A 19,175-nucleotide genomic window follows, 5' to 3' on the forward strand; every position below is an offset into this window, starting at 1 on the left:
AACGGATGCCTCAGGGCGGGGTGCGGGACGGGTGCTCACACCCGCTGCTCCTGCAGGGCGTGGGCGCCCGCCGCGATCACCTCGGCGAGCTGGTTGGCGACGGCGACGCTGCATCCTCCGAGGCGGACGAACCCGCGGGAGCCCACGGGCCCGTCGTTGGCCAGGGAGGGGAGGACCATTCCTGCCAGCGCGAGGGCTGCCTGGAGATTGGTGGCGGCGTCCAGGCCTGCCTGGTAGGCGGCGTCCTGAAGCCGCTTGTACCGGATTCGTTCAGCGTATGAGGGCTCGTACGCCATGGTTGCTGTCCTCTCTCAGTGGGTGGTGCGGGAGTGCTGGGGGGGTGCGGGGCAGGGCTCGGAGGCCGTCGCGACCGGATTGCGGACCGCCCGTGACTTATCGGATTCGGTTGTCGTTCCTCAGGTGAAAACGATCACTCCGACGGCCTCTGGGAAGGACCAAGTTGTCCATGCGGACAGAGACTGTCGCGCCCTCGTCCCCGGCGCCGCACGCGGTGGCGCCGGCTCCGTCCTCGTCGGCGCGGCCGCGCCTGACTCGGCGGACTCGGCGAACCGAGGCCCTGTCCGTCCCGGCGTCCCCGCGCTTCGCCGGGACGTCGTCACGGCCTTCACCGTCCTCGGCCGCACCCGGCGGCCGTCCGCCAGGCGCAGGACTTCGCAGCAGAACTTCGCACGGGCGGCGGACCGGTGTCGGCCAGGGACTTCCCGGACGTGACCGTCATGCCCCGTAGTGGAGTCTGGGGGTGGCGGAGGGCCGGGAGTTGCGGTGGCGCGGCGTCTGCTGGCGGGGCGGTCGGGTGAGCGTGATCTGGCGGACGAGTTGCTGGAAGCAGGCGAGAGCGGCGATGGCGGGCAGGGTCGCCGCGGCTTGGGCGGGGAGCGTCCTCGGCGCCTGGGCCACGCACAGGAGCGTGGCAAGGGTCGAGAACAACAGGACGATGGACCAGGAGTGGACGGCACGGCGCTGGTGAAGGGCCGCTCTGAGGATGGACAGAGAGGCGACCATCCAGGGGCCGTAGATCAGCAGCGGCCACCAGCTGACGACGTCGTGGCCGGTGTGGGGTACGGCGCTGTGCCGTAGGGCGTCGCAGATGGCGAGCCCGCTGAAGATGCTCACGACGGCGGCGATGATCGCGACCAGCACGGACGTGCACAGGCTGCCCGTTCGCATCAGGGCCATGGCCGGCGCCTTCACCCGGACCGTCCGGCGGTGGTGTCTGCCGGACGTTTCCGACTCCGCCTCCGCCAGCCGGATGCCCGGCAGTCCGGCCGCCAGCCCGGTCCCGGTGGTGGTCATCGCGTCGTTTACTTCGTCGAAGACGACCCGGTCGAGGGGCTCCGCCTGGTCGCCGGCCATGCTTCCCTGAAGCAGACAGGCGAGCTCCTCCGCCGGATCCCATGCGCCGTTCTCCGGGACCGGTCCAAGTGGCGGATACCCCACACCGATGTGCTGTTCGGGCTCCGCCCCCGCCCAAAACATGCGGGCATCCGGCTGGATCGGGAAGCCGTTCCAGTCGTGATGGCCATATGGCTCATACAAGGGAGTCCTGCCTAGATCGACCGTCGGTGCACGTCCCGGATACAGTCACTCCGTGCGACCGTCGATTGAACTCGCGGTGGATCGAGCTGATCGCTTCCAGGAAGTCCTCGAAAATCGAGGACGAGTTATTCAACTCGATTTTCAGACCTTCATGATGCAGGGCCGCATTCTCGCCCTGGGCACGGTCCGATGAAGCCGGTGTGAATGTCCACTTACCCATCCGGGCCACCCCGGGGCGAACGGGGAGATCCTCCTCTTCTGAATGTCGATGGAAGATTGCTCCGAGGTTTGCTGTTGTCATAGTCCAACCAACGCTTCCGGCCCCGGGCAGGGTGTGAGCCATGCGGGTGATGATGGCGGAGCGCACGAGTGCGGACCGTTTCCTTCCGTCGCTCGCACAGTCGCGCCGAACCGTCTGGAGCACGCTTCGCCGCAGCTCAGGGCCGTGATGACACGGGTGGGCCGGGGTGATTCAGGCGTGGGGTCGCGCCGGCCGGGCCGCCCTCTCGCGCAGGTTTCGGTATCGCCTGTGTGGGGGGTTGGCGACTGCCGGGCTGCCGGGTCGTCACGCCCCGGACGACCTGACCCGGCACCGGGCCGCCTCATGGAAATAGGAAATTACGGCTACCCGACAGGGTGCTGCACATGGCTTCAATGAGGGCGCTGGGCATAACTCTGCATATGCCGCTGCGTTATGTGGAGATGTCACTGAGGGCTCGACCGCGGGCCCCGTTGCGCGAATCCGTCACCGGAAGGGACCCGCTGTGGCAGACATGTTGGTGAGGCTCGCGCTGATCTGCGCAGTACTAGGTGCGTTCTGGACCGCAATGGCGTCGTCGGGGGTGGGCAGAATGCGACACAAGGACATCGTCGAACTGAGGCGCCAACAGCGCTTCAGGTACGTCTTGGACATGAATGCGAATGCCCCCTGGCTCTTCCAACAGGAAGCCCCGGAAGCCGCTGCGCCGGTACGAGAACCCGTCGGCAGCACGACGTGTGCCGCCTGCGGAGCCCTGGCCGGGTGGGAAGGCGGGGCTCCTGGCTGATGGGCGCCGGCGCTGCCGAGCGCTTACGAAGGTCGTGCGTAGATCCGGATGGTGTCGCGGATGAACTGGCGGCTCTGTTCGGGCCCGAGTGCCTGTGCTTGGAGGTGGTCGTACATGAAGTGGTAGGGCCGGCGGTCCGCGGGCTTCTCCAGGTAGAGATCGCTGGTGAAACGCTCCAGGTACACGACCCCCGCGTCGCTGTCGGGGAACGTGAGGATGGAGAACTGCCCCGAGAGGCCGGGGTGGGCTCCTGCGGCGTGCGGGAGGATCTGCAGGGTGATGTGCGGCTGGGCGCTGATGCAGTGGAGATGTTCGAGCTGTTCGCGCATGACGTCGGCGGTGCCGACGGTGCGATGTAACGCCGATTCGTCCAGGACGACCCATAAACGAAAGGGGCGGGCGGGGTGGTGGGCGCGATGCTGGCGCCGTAGCCGCACCTCAAGGAGGGTGGCGGCCTGGTCGGCGGTGATGTGAGGGTTCGTTTCCCCGATGACCGCCGCGGCGTAGGCGGCGGTCTGTAGCAGGCCGGGCATCACCAGTGGCTCGTACGAGTGAATGGAGGCGGCCTCTGTCTCCATCCCGACGAACACGCCGTAGGGGACGTCGCCGTAGGCGACCCACCAGCCCTGCCGGCCCGACTCCTTCGCCATCCGCATCAGTGAGGCGATGAACGACTGGTCGGTGACGCCGTAGAGTTCGCACAGGTCGCGCACGTCACGGGGGTTGATGGCGCGCCGGCCCGTCTCCAGAAGGCTGATCTTGGACTGGGATACCAGGAGCAGGCTCGCCACTTGCTGGGACGTCATGCCCGAGGCGCGACGCAGCCGTCGAAGTTCCGCGCCCAGGCGGAGCCTTCTGACGGTGGGGCTTCCGTTCGCCGCCATGGGCGGTGTTACCTCCAACTACACGAACTCACACAGAGATGCATGGCCCAGGGCGAGCGGTAAAAGCATTCTGCTTACGCGAACCGACGAGGAGCACACCCGGATGGTGAAGATCACCTATCCGGCCCAACGGGCAGCGCCCGGACCTACTCCCCCGGCGGCAGACCGCCCCGCGCCCGGCGTCGCCGGGTGTCCGGCGCCTTCCGTCCACAGCCTCTGCGACGCCGGTCGTGACCGAAGGGCGGGCGCGTTGCCACCGCCTTGCGGGCGCCGTGCGAGGTGACACCGGTCCAGTCCTTCGAGCGGTCGAGTGGCCGATTGTTTACGGCCATGCGCCATCGTACCCAAACCGAGTCGGCGTTATCGACGCACCGTCAGTTCCGAAGGGGAGAACGGGTCGTGGCCTCGATGGCCCGAATCTCTGCCTTGCCCCAGGTGGCTGGTCTCGGCCGGCATCCGGACGCGGCCGGGCGGCGGCTCGTGCGGCGTTCGACGGGGGAATCGGACGCACACGATGCCGAACGCATCGTGGTCGCCGCAGGGTCAGCGGGTCACGGCAAGGTCAGCGGGTCACGGCAAGGTCAGCGGGTCAGCGGGTCGCCGCGGGGTCAGCGGGTCGCCGCTGTCGCCTTCGCGTACAGCGTCGCCGCGTACTCGCCCAGGATCGTGCTCGTCGAGACGTCGTCCGTGTCGCCGCCCGTCAGGATCCCGATGATCTTGCCGTCCTTCGCGAGCCAGGCGCTGCCGCTCGTACCGCCCGGAAAGTCCGCGCAGTCGAAGCGCTGCTCCGTCGGGGTCTCGCGGATCGCCGACGCCGTGCACGTACGCGGGACCTTGCGGTCCGCCGGGTAGCCGGTGACGGTGATCTCCTCGCCCGAGCGGCCCGTGGTGTCCAGGGTCGCGGCGCCGGTGACGTCCTCGATGTTGCGGCCCGAGGCGTCCGGGGCGAGGCGGGCGAAAGCGAGGTCGTAGTCGTCGTCCGAGTCCTCGGACCAGCGGGTGTCCTCGAAGACCTCCTCGATGGTCCAGGCGCCGTACGGGGCCCCGCCGTTCGCGTACGCGGGTGCGAAGACCGCGCCTCCGCCGCCGGGCTTCCCGGCGAGCAGGCAGTGCCCGGCGGTGACGATCATGTTCTTGCCCGGGCTGTGCACGACGGTGGCGGTGCAGAAGTGGTCACCCTGCACGCCGCCTTCGAACAGGGCGCCGGTGAACGCGGCGGGGCTGCCCGGCCGGGGCGTTCCCGAGGTGTTCAGCTGCGGCTGCTTCGCCGCTTGCGATCGCGAAGGCTCGCTCGGCGAGGGCTTCGCCGGGGCCGCCGCCTTGACGTGCGCCTCCGGCCGGCCCTCCGCAGCCGGCACCACCTTCGTCATGACAGCGGACGCGCCCAGCGCCGCCACCGCGCACAACACCCCGGTCACCACGGTCCGCTTGTCCACCGCCACTGCCCCTCCCACTTTGCTCCGGCGAAGCATGCCTTGATGTTCGCCTTCGCCGCAAGGGGACCCCGGGACGCCCGCAAGGCACCGCCTAGACTCCCGGCCACAGGCCTTCCGGCGTCAGGCCCAGCAGGTCGATCGCGTTGCCGCGGACGATGCGGTCCACCACGGCGGGGTCCAGGTGGGACATCTGGGCTTCTCCCACCTCCCGGGACTTCGGCCACGTCGAGTCCGAGTGCGGGTAGTCGGTCTCGTAGAGGACGTTCGCGACGCCGATCGAGTCCAGGTTCTTCAGGCCGAAGGGGTCGTCGAAGAAGCAGCCGAAGACGTGCTCCGCGAAGAGCTCCGACGGCGGGCGGTGCACCTTGTCCGCGACCCCGCCCCAGGCGCGGTTCTCCTCCCACACCACGTTCGCGCGCTCCAGGATGTACGGGATCCAGCCGATCTGGCCCTCCGCGTACATGATCTTGAGGTTGGGGAAGCGCTCGAACTTGCCGCTCATCAGCCAGTCGACCATCGAGAAGCAGCAGTTGGCGAAGGTGATGGTGGAGCCGACCGCGGGCGGCGCGTCCGCCGACGTGGACGGCATGCGCGAGGAGGACCCGATGTGCATCGCGATGACCGTGCCGGTCTCGTCGCACGCCTGGAGGAAGGGGTCCCACTCGTCCGTGTGGATGGACGGGAGGCCCAAGTGCGGCGGTATCTCGGAGAAGGCGACCGCGCGCACGCCGCGCGCCGCGTTGCGGCGGACCTCGGCGGCGGCCAGCCGGGCGTCCCAGAGGGGGATCAGGGTGAGCGGGATCAGGCGGCCGCGGGCGTCCGGGCCGCACCACTCCTCCACCATCCAGTCGTTGTACGCCCGTACGCCGAGCAGCCCGAGCTCGCGGTCCTTGGCCTCGGTGAAGGTCTGGCCGCAGAAGCGGGGGAAGGTCGGGAAGCAGAGGGCCGACTGGACGTGATTGACGTCCATGTCCGCGAGGCGTTCGGGAACCGAGAAGGAGCCCGGGCGCATCTGCTCGTACGTGATGACTTCGAGCTTGATCTCGTCGCGGTCGTAGCCGACGGCGGTGTCGAGGCGGGTGAGGGGTCGGTGCAGGTCCTCGTACACCCACCAGTCGCCGATCGGACCGTCGTCGCCCTTGGCTCCCATGACGGGGGCGAACTTCCCGCCGAGGAAGGTCATTTCCTTCAGGGGCGCGCGGACGATCCGGGGGCCGGTGTCCCGGTACTTGGACGGGAGCCGGTCCCGCCAGACGTGGGGAGGCTCAACCGTGTGGTCGTCCACCGAGATGATCTTCGGGAAGGTCTCCATGCGGACTACGGTAGCGTCGATCTGACGAACCGTCAGCTAGTTGGGGAGTGATCGGTTCGACACGGGCTGACGGGTAAGCGCAAGACAGGGCAGACTGGCCCTTACACCGACGGAAGGCAGGGGGGACGACAGATGGACGGCATACCGGCCATCCCGCACCAGCGGAACCACCCCGAGGCAGCCCGGCGCCACTCCGCTGCCGCGCCGGACGCCACGACCGGGGCTCGGCCTGACTTCACGACCACCCGCGCCGCGGACGCCCGGGCCGGTACGCATGCCCCGGAGGCCGGGGCCGGCGCGCAGGCCCCGGACGCCCCGATCGGCACGCCCGTCACCGACTCCCCGGCCGACGCACACGCCACTGCCACCACGCCCGCCGCACACGCCGCGGCCGACGCTCGCACCCCGGCCGACGCACACGCCCCGGCCGACGCACACACCACCACCACCGCCGACGCCGGAACCGCCACCACCGCCGACGCCGAGGCCACCACCGCCGACGCCACCACCGCACCCGACCCCTGCCGCTTCGCCGTCCTCGGCCCCATCCGCGCCTGGCGCGACGGCGAGGCCCTGCCCTCCGGCACCCCCCAGCAGCGCGCCCTGCTCGCCGCGCTCCTGCTGCGCGGCGGGCGCACCGCCACCGCGCCCGAGCTGATCGACGCCATCTGGGGCGAGGACCCCCCGCAGCAGGCGCTCGCCACGATCCGTACGTACGCCTCCCGCCTGCGCAAGGTCCTCGCGCCCGGCATGCTCGTCACCGAGTCCGGCGGATACGCCATCCACACCCCCGCCGACGCCCTCGACCTCGGCGTCGCCCGCGGCCTCGCCGCCGACGCCGACCGGGCGCGCGGCGCCGGCGACCGCGGCCTCGCCCGTACGCTGCTCGGCCGCGCCCTCGACCTGTGGGACGGCGAGCCGCTCGCCGGGGTCCCCGGCCCGCACGCCGAGACCGAGCGGACCCGGCTCGCCGAATGGCGCCTCCAGCTGCTGGAGACCCGCCTCGACCTCGACCTGGAGGTCGGCCACCACGCCGAGGCCGTCTCCGAACTCACCGCCCTCACCGCCGCCCACCCGCTGCGCGAACGGCTGCGCGAGCTCCTCATGCTCGCCCTGTACCGCAGCGGCCGGCAGGCCGAGGCACTCGCCGTGTACGCCGACACCCGACGCCTCCTCGCCGACGAACTCGGCGTCGACCCCCGCCCCGAACTCTCCGCGCTCCAGCAGCGCATCCTGCGTGCGGACGCCGAACTCGCGTGCGCCGAGGACCCGGCCCCGGCCGCCGCGCCCGCACTCGTAAGGCCCGCCCAATTGCCCGCCACCGTCGCCGACTTCACCGGCCGCGCCACCTTCGTCAACGAGCTCGGCGAGATCCTCTCCGGCGCCGGGGGCCAGGTCATGGCCGTCTCCGCGCTCGCCGGCATCGGCGGCGTCGGCAAGACCACCCTCGCCGTGCACGTCGCCCACGCCGCCCGCCCGCACTTCCCCGACGGCCAGCTCTACGCCGACCTCCAGGGCACCGAGCCGCGGCCGGCCGAGCCCGTCGCCGTCCTCGGCTCCTTCCTCAGGGCGCTGGGCACCCCCGACACCGCCATCCCGGACTCCGCCGCCGAACGGGCCGCCCTGTACCGGTCCACGCTCGACGGCCGCCGCGTCCTGGTCCTCCTCGACAACGCCCGCGACGCCGCCCAGGTCCGCCCGCTGCTGCCGGGCACCGCCGGCTGCGCCGCGCTCGTCACCAGCCGGGTCCGCATGGCGGGCCTCGCCGGGGCCCATCTCGTCGACCTCGACGTGATGAGCCCCGAGGAGGCCCTCCAGCTGTTCACCCGGATCGTGGGCGCGGAGCGCGTCGGCGCCGAACGCCAGGCCGCCCTCGACGTGGTCGGCGCCTGCGGGTTCCTGCCGCTCGCCATCCGCATCGCCGCCTCCCGGCTCGCCGCCCGCCGCACCTGGACCGTGTCCGTCCTCGCCGCGAAGCTGGCCGACGAACGCCGCCGCCTCGACGAGCTCCAGGCCGGCGACCTCGCCGTCAAGGCCACCTTCGAGCTGGGCTACGGGCAGCTGGAGCCCGAGCAGCAGCGCGCCTTCCGCCTCCTCGGCCTCGCCGACGGGCCCGACATCTCGCTGGCCGCCGCGGCCGCCGTACTCGACCTGCCCGAGTACGACACCGAGGACCTCCTCGAAGCCTTAGTGGACTGCTCGCTGCTCGAATCCGCCGCGCCCGGCCGCTACCGCTTCCACGACCTCGTACGCCTCTACGCGCGTGCCTGCGCCGAACGCGACGAGCAGCCGCCGACCGGCCGGGACGCCGCCCTCGACCGGCTGCTGGACTTCTACCTCGCCACCGCCTCCGCGGTGTACGCGGTGGAGCGGCCCGGCGACCGGCTCCCCGCCCACCTGTCCGCCACCCACTACGCCGGGCTGCGCTTCGCCGAGCCGCGCGCCGCCCTCGACTGGCTGTACGCCGAGGCGGACCCGCTGCTGGCGTGCGTCCGGCAGGCCTCCGTACGCTCGACCGGGCGGGCGGACGTACTGCGCCGGGCCGTCGACCTGCTGTGGGCGGCGAAGGACCTCGCCGAGTCGGGCGCCAACTCCAAGCAGTACGAGTCCGCCGCCGTGGCCCTGCGCGACGCCGCGCACGCCGCGAAGGACCCGCACGCGGAGGGCCGGGCCCGGACCACCCTCACCAACGTCCACCTGGTCGCGGGCCGCTTCGGCGAGGCCGACGAGGAGGCCCGCCAGGCCATGGACCTCGCCCGCGAGGCCGGCGACCCGCTGCCCAGCTGCTGGGCGCCGAACGACCGCGGGATCATCGCCCTCTACCAGGGCCGGCACGCCGACGGCGAGCGGTACCTGCTGGAGGCCATCGAGAACTTCCGCGCCGACGGCAACCACATCGGCGAGGCCAGCGCGCTGTGCAACCTCTCCCGGATCCACGTCGAACTGGGCCGGCTGACCAGCGCCATCGACCTCGCCGAGCAGGGCATCGCCATATACGACCGGATGGGCCTGACCCTGCGCCTGGCCAACGGCCGCTACGCGCTGGGCATCGCCCTCACCGAGGCCGGCCGGCTCGGCGAGGCGCAGGAGCAGCTCACCGAGGCGCTCTCGCTGTTCCACGACAACCGGCAGCCGCTGTGGGAGGGCGTGACGCACTTCCGGCTCGCCGTGGCCCACCTGGCCGCGCACCGGCCCACGCTGGCCGCCGCGCACGCCGAGCAGGCCATCGCGCTGCGCGGGATCGGCGGGGAGTGGCGGCGGGCGACCGTGCTGACGGTGCTGGGCAAGGCGCTGCGCAGGCTGGGGCAGCGGGACCGGGCGCGGGTGTGCTGGCGGGACGCGGAGGTCGTGTTCAAGCAGCTGAAGTCGGCGGAACTGACCGAGGTGCAGGCCCTGTTGGCGGCGGAGATAGCGGCCTGAGCTGCGCCGACGTCCGGCCGATCGCCGGCCGATCGGCCGCTGATCGGCGGATGAACGAGGCATTCATCGTTCGTTTATCGCCGCCCGCCACGATAGGTACATCGACTCACCGCGTCGGGGGGCGCGAGAGTCGGCTGGAGGACCACCCGTTCGGCGGTCCGCGGGGGAATCGCCGAACGGGCCCGACCCATCCATCAGGAGAACCGATGACGACGAACGAGAACATCCTGCCGAACGACGGCGACATGAGGCCGATGGACAATCACGCGTCCGGCATCGAGATCAAGCCGCTCGACGACAGCCTTGCACCGGGCGTCGACATCACGCCGATGGACAACCACGCCTCCGGCATCGAGATCAAGCCGCTGGAGAAGAAGCCGGCTTCGGGCGAGGACATCGTCGCGATGGACAACCACGCGTCCGGTCCGCGTCCGTAAGACGTCCCACGGGGGATAACGGGGGACGGGGGGGGGCCGGTTCCACGGGGGATACGGGGGACCGGTACCAACGGGGGGCCACGGCGGGATTCGGGGGAACCCGCCGTGGTGAACGGGGGAGCACGACCCGCTGGGGTCACGGGGGACCCACGGGAGCAAGACCAACGGGGGAGCACAACAAGGACGGCGGCCGCGGTGGCCCGGAGGGGGAGCCACCGCGGCCGCCGTCGCATGCCCGTGTCCGGGCCTCCGCTCACTAGGCTGGACCCGTGTTCACCTCACAGGGACCCACCGTCCGCGAGCTCGCCGTCCAGGCCCTCTCGTCCGTCGAGCGCGGCTACGACCTGCTCTCGCCGAAGTTCGACCAGACCCCGTTCCGCACCCCCGACCGCATGCTCGACGCCGTCGAGGAGGCGCTCGCCCAGCGGGAGGGGTCCTTCGGGGCGGGGCTCGATGTGTGCTGCGGGACCGGCGCCGGGCTCGGGATGCTGCGGCGGCTGTGCCGGGACCGGGTGACCGGGGTGGACCTGAGCGCGGGCATGCTGGCCGAGGCCGCGCGGGCCCATCCCGACGAGCGCGTCGACCTCGTACGGGCCGACGCGCGGGCGCTGCCCCCCGAGCTGGCGGGCTCGTACGACCTGGCCGTCAGCTTCGGGGCCTTCGGGCACTTCCTGCCGGCCGAGCGGCCCGCCCTCTTCTCCGGCGTCCACACTGCGCTGCGCCCGGGCGGCCTCTTCGCGTTCCCGATCGGGGCGCCGATCCCGCCGACCTCCCCCGCGTGGTGGGCGGTGGCGGGCTTCGACGCCGCGATGCGGGTGCGCAACGCCGTGTGGCGGCCGCCGTTCGTCATGTACTACCGGACCTTCCCGCTGGGCGGCGTCCGCGCCGACCTGCACGCGGCCGGCTTCACGGTGGAGACCGCCCCCCTGGAGCACTTCGGCCGCCGCCCCGACGGCACCCCCCGCTGGCGCCTCCTCCTGGCCCGCAAGCCGGTCTGACAGGGCGGCCGAGCCGAGTGCAGGTACTCAAGCACGTGGTTGAGCAATCTGGCTCAGCACCCTCAGGAGGCCGGTCCATCAAGCCCTTCAAGTACGCCCAGGCCGGGATCCATCGCGATCGGCTCAAGGTGGCGGTCCCGTTTCCCGTGGACATCGACCTCAGCACGCTCAGCCCCTGATCACGCGGGCGCGGAGCTCGCGCTTCAGGACCTTTCCGCTCGCGTTGCGCGGCAGTTCGGCGACGAACTCGACCTCGCGCGGGACCTTGTAGTTGGCCATCTCCCGGCGGGACCAGGCGATCAGGTCGTCGGCGGTGAGGGTGGCGCCCGGGCGGCGCACCGCGTACGCCTTGCCGACCTCGCCGAGGCGCGGGTCGGGGACGCCGACGACGGCGATGTCGGCGATGTCCGGGTGCAGGCCGAGGAGTTGCTCTATCTCGGCGGGGTAGGCGTTGAACCCGCCGACGATGAACATGTCCTTGATCCGGTCGGTGATGCGCAGGTTGCCCTCGGCGTCGAGGACCCCGACGTCGCCGGTGCGCAGCCAGCCGTCGGGGGTGACGGCCGCGGCGGTCTCGGCCGGGTCCTCGAAGTAGCCCTGCATGACGTGGTGACCGCGGACCCACACCTCCCCCGCGGCGCCGGCGGGCGAGGCCTGCCCGTGCTGGTCGGCGACCCTCACCTCGGTGTCGGGGATGGCCCGTCCCGAGGTCGAGGCGATGACCTCGGCCGGGTCGCCGCGGCGGCACATGGTGACGATGCCGCTGGCCTCGGAGAGCCCGTACGCGGTGAGCACGGTGGAGATGTGCAGCTCGCCGCGGAGCCGTTCCACGAGCCGGAGCGGGACGACGGCGGCGCCGGTGACCACCAGGCGCAGCGCCGACAGGTCGTGGTGGTCGCGCTGCGGGTGGTCGAGGAGGGACTGGTGGAGGGTGGGCGGGCCGGGGAGTACGGAGATCCGCTCGGCGGCGATGTTGGCGAGGACGGTGTCCACGTTGAAGACCGGCTGCGGGACCATCGTGGCCCCGCGCATCAGGCAGGCGATGATGCCGGCCTTGTAGCCGAAGGTGTGGAAGAAGGGGTTCACGATCAGGTAGCGGTCGCCTTCGCGCAGGCCGGCGAGCTCGCTCCACACGTCGTAGCAGCGCAGTGACTGGCCGTGGGTGATGACGGCGCCCTTGGGGCTGCCCGTGGTGCCCGAGGTGAAGATGATGTCGGAGGGGGCGCCGGGGCGGATCGACTCGGCGCGCTCGCGCACCGTCTCCGTGCCGACCCCGTCCCCGCCGGCCAGGAACTCCTTCCAGGTGCGGAAGTCGTCCGGGGCGTCCTCGGCGAGTACGACGACCTGTTCGAGGTGCGGCAGCCCGGGCAGCGGCCCGCGGCCCTCCCCTTCGGCGGCGGCGCGGCGCAGGGAGGCGACGTACGAGGTGCCGAGGAAGGTGCCGGTGACGAACAGGAGTCTGGCCCGGCTGCGCCGCAGGACGTACGCGGCTTCGGAGCCTTTGAAACGGGTGTTGAGGGGGACGAGGACGGCGCCCGCCGAGACCGCGCCGAGCGCGGAGACGATCCACTCCAGGGTGTTGGGGGCCCAGACGGCGACGCGGTCCCCCGCCTCGATCCCGGCGCCGATCGCGGCGGCCGCGGCCCGCTCCACGCGCTCGCCGAGCTGCGCGTAGCTGATGCGCACGCGCCCGTCGACGACGGCCTCGCGGTCGGCGTACCGTGCGGCCGCCGCGCGCACCAGTCCCGCGATGCTGCCCCAGCGCAGATCCCCCCGCGCGTCTTCGGTCATCGCACACCCCTCCCGGTAGCTGACTATCCGTCAGATTAGCTGTAGCCTTCGCGGCTGTCAGTACTGGTGCGGCTCCGGAGGTGGCGATGGCGGCAACACTCAAGGACGCTACGGCGATAGTCGGGATCGGCCAGACCGCCTTTGCCAAACGACTCCCCGAGTCCGAGAAGGAATTGGCCTGCCGCGCCATCCTCGCGGCCCTCGCGGACGCCGGAATAGCGCCCTCCGAGGTCGACGCCTTCTCCTCGTACACGATGGAGGAGACCGACGAGGTCGAGGTCGCCAAGGCCATCGGCGCCGGCGACGTCACCTTCTTCTCCAAGATCGGCTACGGCGGCGGCGGTTCCTGCGCCACCGTCGGCCACCTCGCGGCCGCCGTCGCCACCGGGCAGGCGAGCGTGGGCGTCGCCTGGCGCTCGCGCAAACGCGGCTCCGGCCCGCGCCCCTGGAAGAACACCGCGGTCCAGCTTCCCACCCCCGGCCAGTGGACCCGCCCCTTCGGACTGCTGCGCCCCGCCGACGAGATCGGGATGCTGGCGCGGCGCTACATGCACGAGTACGGGGCCACCCGCGACCACCTCTTCAACGTCGCGATGGCCTGCCGCAACCGGGCCAACGAGAACCCGGCCGCGATGATGTACGAGCGCCCGCTGACCCGCGAGATGTACATGACCTCGCGCATGATCAGCGATCCGCTCTGCCTCTTCGACAACTGCCTGGAGACCGACGGGGCTCTGGCCTGCGTGATCGTCTCCGCCGAGCGGGCCCGCGACTGCCGCCAGAGGCCCGTGTACGTCCACTCCGTCGCCCAGGGCCTGCCCGCCCAGCACCACGGCATGGTCAACTACTGGAACGACGACCCGCTGTCCGGGCCCGCCTGGACCGCCGCCCGGCACCTGTGGAAGCAGGCCGACTTCGGGCCGCAGGACGTGGACGTGGCCCAGATCTACGACGCCTTCACCCCGCTCATCCCACTGTCCCTGGAGGGCTACGGCTTCTGCGGGCGCGGCGAGGGAGCAGCGTTCACCGAGGGCGGGGCCCTGGAAATGGGCGGCCTGCTCCCGATCAACACGGGGGGCGGCGGGCTCAGCGAGGCCTACGTGCACGGCTTCAACCTGATCAACGAGGGCGTCAAGCAGCTCCGGGGCATCTCCACCGCCCAGGTGCCGGACGCCGCGACCTGCCTGGTGACGGCGGGCGAGGGTGTCCCGACGTCCGCGATCCTGCTGCGAGCCTGAGGAGCGAGCGACGATGACGACGACCCCGGACACGGCACCGGCACCAGCACCGGAACCGGCACCCGCACCGGCCTCCGCCGATGACCTGCTCCTGCCCGTCCCCGACGAGGACGGCGCCCCCTTCTGGGAGTACGCCGCCCGCGGCGAACTGCGCGTCCAGGCCTGCACCGCCTGCGGCCGGCTCCGCTTCCCGCCCCGCCCGTGCTGCCCGCACTGCCAGTCGTTCGACTCCGAGTGGCGGCTGATGAGCGGCCGGGGCCGGATCTGGTCGTACGTCCTGCCGCACCCGCCGCTGCTGCCCGCGTACGCCGCGCAGGCCCCGTACAACGTGATCCTCGTGGAGCTCGCCGACGCCCCGCACATCCGCCTCGCCGGGAACCTGGTCACCTCGGCCGACGCCCCGCTGGACTCGGTGGACCCGGCGCGGCTGCGCATCGGCGCGCGCGTACAGGTCGCGTTCACCGGGGCCGGCGGGATGGCCGTACCGCGCTGGATCCTGGAGAAGCCGTGACCCTGCGGGTGGAGCGGGACAAGACGAGCGGGGTCGCGGTCGTCACCCTGGACCGGGAGCGCAAGCACAACGCGATCGACCTGGCGACGGCCGCCGAACTGGGGGCGGTGTGGCGGGAGATCCGGTACGAGGACGACGTACGGGCGGTGGTGCTGACCGGGGCCGGGCAGGCGGCCTTCTGCACCGGCATCGACCGCGGGGTGGAGGTCCCGCAGCCGTCCTCCCCGTACTCGGTGGACGACCCGCTGGTGGCCATCGGCCCGAAGGCGAACGACCTGTGGAAGCCGGTGGTCGCCGCCGTCAACGGCATGGCGTGCGGCGGGGCGTTCTACCTGCTGGGCGAGTCGGAGTTCATCGTCTCCTCCTCGGCCGCGACGTACTTCGACCCGCACACGACGTACGGGATGGTCAGCGCGTACGAGGCCGTGTACATGGCGCAGCGGATGCCGTTCGGGGAGGCCGCCCGGATGTCCCTGATGGGGACGGCGGAACGGCTCTCCGCGCGGAGGGCGTACGAGATCGGGCTGGTCTCGGAGCTGACCGAGCCCGGGGAACTGCTCCCGGCGGCGCTGCGGGCGGCGCAGACGCTGGCCGGCTATCCGACGGAGGCCGTGCAGGGCACCGTACGGGCCCTGTGGTCGGCGAAGCAGGCCGCGCTGGCGCAGGCGCTGGCGCAGGCCCCGGCGCTGATCTCGCTGGGCAACCTCTCCCCGGAGCGGCAGGCGGACCTGTTCACGGGGCGCCGGGCGGCGGCATCGGAGCCGCGGGTGCGCTAGGGAGTGTGGCCGGTCAGTTGATCGTGCCGAGGACGCAGCTGGTGACCTCGGCCGCCTTGTCCTTCTGGACCATCGCGGCGGTGACCGTCTGGGTTTCGCGGGCCTTGAGCGAGACCCGGACGGAGGTCCGCTCCACGACGCCGGACGCGCCCTGGAAGACGACGGGGACGTCGATGAGGCGCGAGGTGTCGACGTCCGAGGTCACCTTGAGGACGGCCTTCGGGCTGCCGGGGCCGGCGCAGGTGACGACCAGGGCGTGCGCGGGCGGGCCGGCGCTCTTGCTGGGCGACGGCGTCGACTTCCCGCTGCCGTTGCTGTTGTTGCCGTTACTGCTGTTGTTGCTGTTGTAGCTGCTCCGCTTCTTGGAGCTGGAGCATCCGCCTCCGCTACCGCTGCTCTTGCTCTTCCCGCCGTGCCCACTGTGCCCGCCGGACGAGAATCCGGTGAGCGCGAAGACGACGGCGACCAGCACCGCGGTGAACCTGATCCGACGTCCAGCCACCATGGCCCGAAACCCCTCCCGTGGACAACGGCGGGCCACGCTATCACCGCTTGTCGCGTTCACAGTTGCCATGCATATGATCAAACCCGGCCAACGGGGAGGCGCACCATGTCCGGTTCCTTGCGGCGCAGTCGATGGTGTGGACGCTGTGAAATCTGTGAGGGGATCCGGTGCTGACCTACTACGAAGTCATGACCACGGACCTGGGCCTGCTGACGACGGCAGCCGGCAAATGGGACGAAATGGCGGGTGAGCTGAAGAAGGTCGAGACCCGCTACGGCGACACCGTGCAGAAGGTCGCCGTGGGCGGTGAGACCTGGAACGGCGTCAGCCAGCAGACCGCCCGGACGAACTTCACGGCGACCCGGTACGAGTACACGGCCGCGCAGACCCAGGCCAAGGCGATCGCGAGCCTGCTGCGGGACGCGCACACCCAGTTCGCCGACCTGAAGAAGAAGCTGGAGAGCGCGCGCGACGATGCGATAGCCGCCGGCATGACGGTCTCCGAACAGGGCCACGTCGCCTTCGACTGGGGCAAGCTCACGCCCTCCGAACGCAGCGCCTACCACCACGACCCCGACGGCCAGAAGACGATCAGCGATGCCGTCACCAAGTGGCAGAAGCACATCGACGACCGCGTGAAGGCGGTCGACGAGCTCGACCAGAACGTCAAACTCGCGCTCAGCGCCGAAGTCGTCGACAGCAACAAGGACGCCCTCGGCAAGGGGGCCGACGAGACGCTCAACGGCTTCAACGCCGGCGCCGAGGGCAGCCTGGACAAGGCCGTGAAGGAGGCGAAGGCGGCCAAGGCCGACGAAGCGGACGTCAAGACGAAGGAAGACTCCGTCAAGGTGACCGGACCGGATGCCGGCGTCACCGTCACCGGCGTCAAGAACGGCAAGGAAGGCCAGGTCAAGGCCTACGCCGACCTCTTCCACGCGACCGCGAAGGGCGAGACGACGGTCAACGGGGTCAAGCTCTCCGGCGTCGACGACTTCGTCATCGGAGCCCGGGGCTCCGCGAGCTACGGCTTCACCGACAAGGGCCTCAACGGCAAGGCGGAGGTGTCCGCGGGCGTCCGTACGCTGACGAGCGTCAACGCCGAGTACGGGTACCTCGGCGCCAACGGGCGCGTCGAGGGCTTCGCCGGCGGCGAGGCCCAGGTCAGCGCGGGCGTCGGCAAGGACGGCTTCAACGCCGGTGCGAAGGCGTTCGCCGGCGGCAAGGCCACCGCCGCCGGTGGCGGGGAGCTCGCCGGGATCGGCGCCGGCGGCACCGCGGAGGGCTGGGTCGGTGCGGGCGCCGAGGCCAAGGCGACCTTCGGCAAGGGCGAAGACGGCAAGTGGCACATCGGCGGCAAGGTGGGCCTCGCCGTCGGCGTCGGCGGCTCCGTGGGCGGCGAGTTCACGGTCGACCCCGACAAGGTCGGCGAGGCCTTCGGCGATGCGGCCGACGCGGTCGGGGACTTCGCGGGCGGGGTCAAGGACACCGTGGGCGGTTGGTTCGACTGATGTACGTTTCCGAGGAACCCGAGTAACCCGAGGAAGGAGGGCCCGAGAAGATGCCCACGACACTGCCCGTACCCATCGAGTTCAGCCTGCCGGAGGGCTGGCGAGCCGCTCCTCCGGACGAGGTCGGAGCCCCGGAGGCGGCGTTCATCGCGCTGCACCCGCACCCGGATTCCGGGTTCACCGCCAACATCACCGTCGACGGCGACTTCCTGCCGGACGGGACGACGCTGGAAGAGCTCGCCGACGCGTCGGTGGTGCGGGTCCGCGCGATGGCGGAGACCACGGAAGTCGTCGGCCGCCGCGCGATCGACTCCCCCACCGCACCGGGGCTGACGCAGCGGCTGACCCTGTCGGCCGTCGTCGCCGGGGTCCACCGCGACCTCGTCCAGACGCAGGTCTACACGACCGTCCAGGACGCCGGGGACCCGGACAAGCGCGCGATGATCCGGACGGTCCTGACCGCCACCGCCGCACAGCACGACAGCGTCCTGCCGGACTTCCAGGCGTTCCTGCGCACGGTGCGCCCGGACACGGACACCGGCACGGACACGGGCACCGACACGGCGACGGAAGGCTGACGATGGGTCTCTTCAACAAGCTCACCGGCACCCGGCGCCCTGACGCCTCGGTCGCGCCGCGCAACGCCCGGGAGGTCCGGGAGGCGCTGCTCGCGGTCAACGCTCCGGACAAGGCGTACGTCGTGCGCAACGCCCGCCCCGAGGAGAAGGCCGACCTGGTGGCCGAGTGGCGGATCCTGGATCCTGCGTGGCACACCTTCTTCTTCCGGTCCCAGCTGGAGCGCACCCTCAAGATCAGGATGCGCCTGGTCGGCGACAAGCGGGAGGTGCGGGCCCTCGACGAGCAGCTGGAGGTCAGCTGGGTCGGCGGCACGCCGAGGCTGGCCACCGGAGCCGAGTACAGCCGCGGCCAGGTGACCACGGTGTCCAAGCGGTGGACGATCGAGAAGGGACCCGACGGGAAGCGGAGCCTGACCGAGGACTTCAGCTTCGACACGGGGCAGCTGAAGGATCCCCTGCGGCAGGCGGTCCTCGACGCCGGATGGACCTGGCGCGGGGTGCTCCTCAAGCTCTGACGCGCCACGAGCCGTGACGCTGCACGAACCGTGACGCTCCGCAGCCCGTGACGCTCCACGAGCCGTGACCACATGGCGGCGGCCCCGACCCCCGTGAGGGGGCGGGGCCGACCAGCCGGTACGGCGGTGGTGCGGGGTGGATCAGGCCTCGACGACGCCCGAGTCGGCGATCTCGATCTTGCCGCGGGTGGAGCCCGAGGGGGTGCCGAGCTTCTCGATCGCGTCGACGAGCTCGGAGCCCTCGACGACCTCGCCGAAGACGACGTGCTTGCCGTCCAGCCACGGGGTGACGACGGTGGTGATGAAGAACTGCGAGCCGTTGGTGTTGCGGCCGGCGTTCGCCATCGACAGCAGGTACGGGCGGTCGTGCTTCAGCGTGAAGTTCTCGTCGGCGAACTTCTCGCCGTAGATGCTCTTGCCGCCGGTGCCGTTCTGGTTGGTGAAGTCACCGCCCTGCAGCATGAACTGGGGGATGACGCGGTGGAACGGCGAGCCCTTGTAGCCGAACCCGTGCTGGCCGGTGGCCAGCTCGCGGAAGTTCTTCGCGGTCTGCGGGACGACCTCGTCGAAGAGGTTGAAGACGATGCGGCCGGCGGGCTTGCCGTCGATGTTGATGTCGAAGTAAACGTTGCTCATGGGGTCCATCCTGTCACTCCCGGTGCC

General features: G+C 71.3%; 17 protein-coding genes. 9 read left to right on the top strand and 8 right to left on the bottom strand.

What is annotated here, in order from left to right; translation table 11 throughout:
- Nucleotides 1-35: 35 nt before the first annotated feature.
- The 5 genes from IF02_RS0113970 to IF02_RS0113990 form a co-directional block, all read right to left on the bottom strand.
- Nucleotides 36-296, bottom strand: a complete 261-nt coding sequence (locus tag IF02_RS0113970) for a hypothetical protein (protein WP_030156765.1) — start codon at nt 294-296, stop codon at nt 36-38.
- A gap of 439 nt (nt 297-735) precedes the next feature.
- On the bottom strand, nt 736-1,374 hold the full coding sequence (locus IF02_RS0113975; RefSeq protein WP_234318199.1) for a hypothetical protein: 639 nt from the start codon (nt 1,372-1,374) through the stop codon (nt 736-738).
- A gap of 1,252 nt (nt 1,375-2,626) precedes the next feature.
- Nucleotides 2,627-3,487: a helix-turn-helix domain-containing protein gene (locus IF02_RS0113980; RefSeq protein WP_030156768.1), complete on the bottom strand. Its 861-nt coding sequence runs from the start codon at nt 3,485-3,487 to the stop codon at nt 2,627-2,629.
- Between the two features lie 608 nt (nt 3,488-4,095).
- Nucleotides 4,096-4,923, bottom strand: coding sequence for a trypsin-like serine peptidase (locus tag IF02_RS32390; protein ID WP_234318200.1), 828 nt, complete (start codon nt 4,921-4,923; stop codon nt 4,096-4,098).
- A 91-nt stretch (nt 4,924-5,014) separates the two neighbouring features.
- Nucleotides 5,015-6,235: an amidohydrolase family protein gene (locus IF02_RS0113990; RefSeq protein WP_030156771.1), complete on the bottom strand. Its 1,221-nt coding sequence runs from the start codon at nt 6,233-6,235 to the stop codon at nt 5,015-5,017.
- 132 nt (nt 6,236-6,367) lie between these two features.
- Here IF02_RS0113990 and IF02_RS0113995 point away from each other — a divergent pair, with 132 nt between their 5' ends.
- From IF02_RS0113995 to IF02_RS0114005, 3 genes are all read left to right on the top strand, one after another.
- Nucleotides 6,368-9,655, top strand: coding sequence for an AfsR/SARP family transcriptional regulator (locus IF02_RS0113995; RefSeq protein ID WP_234318201.1), 3,288 nt, complete (start codon nt 6,368-6,370; stop codon nt 9,653-9,655).
- A gap of 206 nt (nt 9,656-9,861) precedes the next feature.
- Nucleotides 9,862-10,092 (top strand): hypothetical protein, encoded by a 231-nt coding sequence (locus IF02_RS0114000; RefSeq protein ID WP_078622088.1) that lies wholly within the window; start codon nt 9,862-9,864, stop codon nt 10,090-10,092.
- A gap of 269 nt (nt 10,093-10,361) precedes the next feature.
- Complete coding sequence (locus IF02_RS0114005) at nt 10,362-11,090, top strand: class I SAM-dependent methyltransferase (RefSeq protein WP_030156776.1); 729 nt, start codon at nt 10,362-10,364, stop codon at nt 11,088-11,090.
- A 168-nt stretch (nt 11,091-11,258) separates the two neighbouring features.
- On the opposite strand, the gene IF02_RS0114010 is transcribed toward IF02_RS0114005, so the two are convergent.
- Entirely contained in the window at nt 11,259-12,881 is a 1,623-nt protein-coding gene (locus tag IF02_RS0114010; RefSeq protein WP_030156777.1) for a FadD3 family acyl-CoA ligase, read from the bottom strand.
- An 86-nt stretch (nt 12,882-12,967) separates the two neighbouring features.
- On the opposite strand from IF02_RS0114010, the gene IF02_RS0114015 reads away from it, so the two are divergent.
- Genes IF02_RS0114015 through IF02_RS0114025 form a run of 3 tightly spaced genes read left to right on the top strand, consistent with a single transcriptional unit; the run spans nt 12,968 to nt 15,406 of the window.
- On the top strand, nt 12,968-14,119 hold the full coding sequence (locus IF02_RS0114015; protein WP_030156779.1) for a lipid-transfer protein: 1,152 nt from the start codon (nt 12,968-12,970) through the stop codon (nt 14,117-14,119).
- Nucleotides 14,120-14,132: 13 nt separating this feature from the next.
- Nucleotides 14,133-14,630 carry a Zn-ribbon domain-containing OB-fold protein gene (locus tag IF02_RS0114020; RefSeq protein WP_234318202.1) on the top strand — a complete coding sequence of 166 codons (498 nt, stop codon included), beginning with the start codon at nt 14,133-14,135 and terminating at the stop codon, nt 14,628-14,630.
- Complete coding sequence (locus IF02_RS0114025; protein WP_030156781.1) at nt 14,627-15,406, top strand: enoyl-CoA hydratase/isomerase family protein; 780 nt, start codon at nt 14,627-14,629, stop codon at nt 15,404-15,406. The genes IF02_RS0114020 and IF02_RS0114025 overlap by 4 nt, the downstream gene beginning before the upstream one ends.
- A gap of 13 nt (nt 15,407-15,419) precedes the next feature.
- Here IF02_RS0114025 and IF02_RS33130 read toward each other — a convergent pair whose 3' ends face one another.
- Nucleotides 15,420-15,911 carry a hypothetical protein gene (locus IF02_RS33130; RefSeq protein WP_158708497.1) on the bottom strand — a complete coding sequence of 164 codons (492 nt, stop codon included), beginning with the start codon at nt 15,909-15,911 and terminating at the stop codon, nt 15,420-15,422.
- 188 nt (nt 15,912-16,099) lie between these two features.
- On the opposite strand from IF02_RS33130, the gene IF02_RS0114035 reads away from it, so the two are divergent.
- The 3 genes from IF02_RS0114035 to IF02_RS0114045 are packed head-to-tail and all read left to right on the top strand — an operon-like array spanning nt 16,100 to nt 18,512.
- Entirely contained in the window at nt 16,100-17,419 is a 1,320-nt protein-coding gene (locus tag IF02_RS0114035; RefSeq protein ID WP_030156783.1) for a hypothetical protein, read from the top strand.
- Nucleotides 17,420-17,469: 50 nt separating this feature from the next.
- The gene (locus tag IF02_RS0114040; RefSeq protein ID WP_037836266.1) at nt 17,470-17,997 is read left to right on the top strand and encodes a hypothetical protein; all 528 of its coding nucleotides are present in this window, start codon (nt 17,470-17,472) and stop codon (nt 17,995-17,997) included.
- 2 nt (nt 17,998-17,999) lie between these two features.
- Nucleotides 18,000-18,512 (top strand): hypothetical protein, encoded by a 513-nt coding sequence (locus tag IF02_RS0114045; RefSeq protein ID WP_030156785.1) that lies wholly within the window; start codon nt 18,000-18,002, stop codon nt 18,510-18,512.
- Nucleotides 18,513-18,653: 141 nt separating this feature from the next.
- On the opposite strand, the gene IF02_RS0114050 is transcribed toward IF02_RS0114045, so the two are convergent.
- Nucleotides 18,654-19,148 (bottom strand): peptidylprolyl isomerase, encoded by a 495-nt coding sequence (locus IF02_RS0114050; protein ID WP_030156787.1) that lies wholly within the window; start codon nt 19,146-19,148, stop codon nt 18,654-18,656.
- Between the last annotated feature and the right edge of the window lie 27 nt (nt 19,149-19,175).

It is taken from the genome of Streptomyces sp. NRRL S-244, assembly GCF_000717915.1.
Classification (GTDB): Bacteria; Actinomycetota; Actinomycetes; order Streptomycetales; family Streptomycetaceae; genus Streptomyces.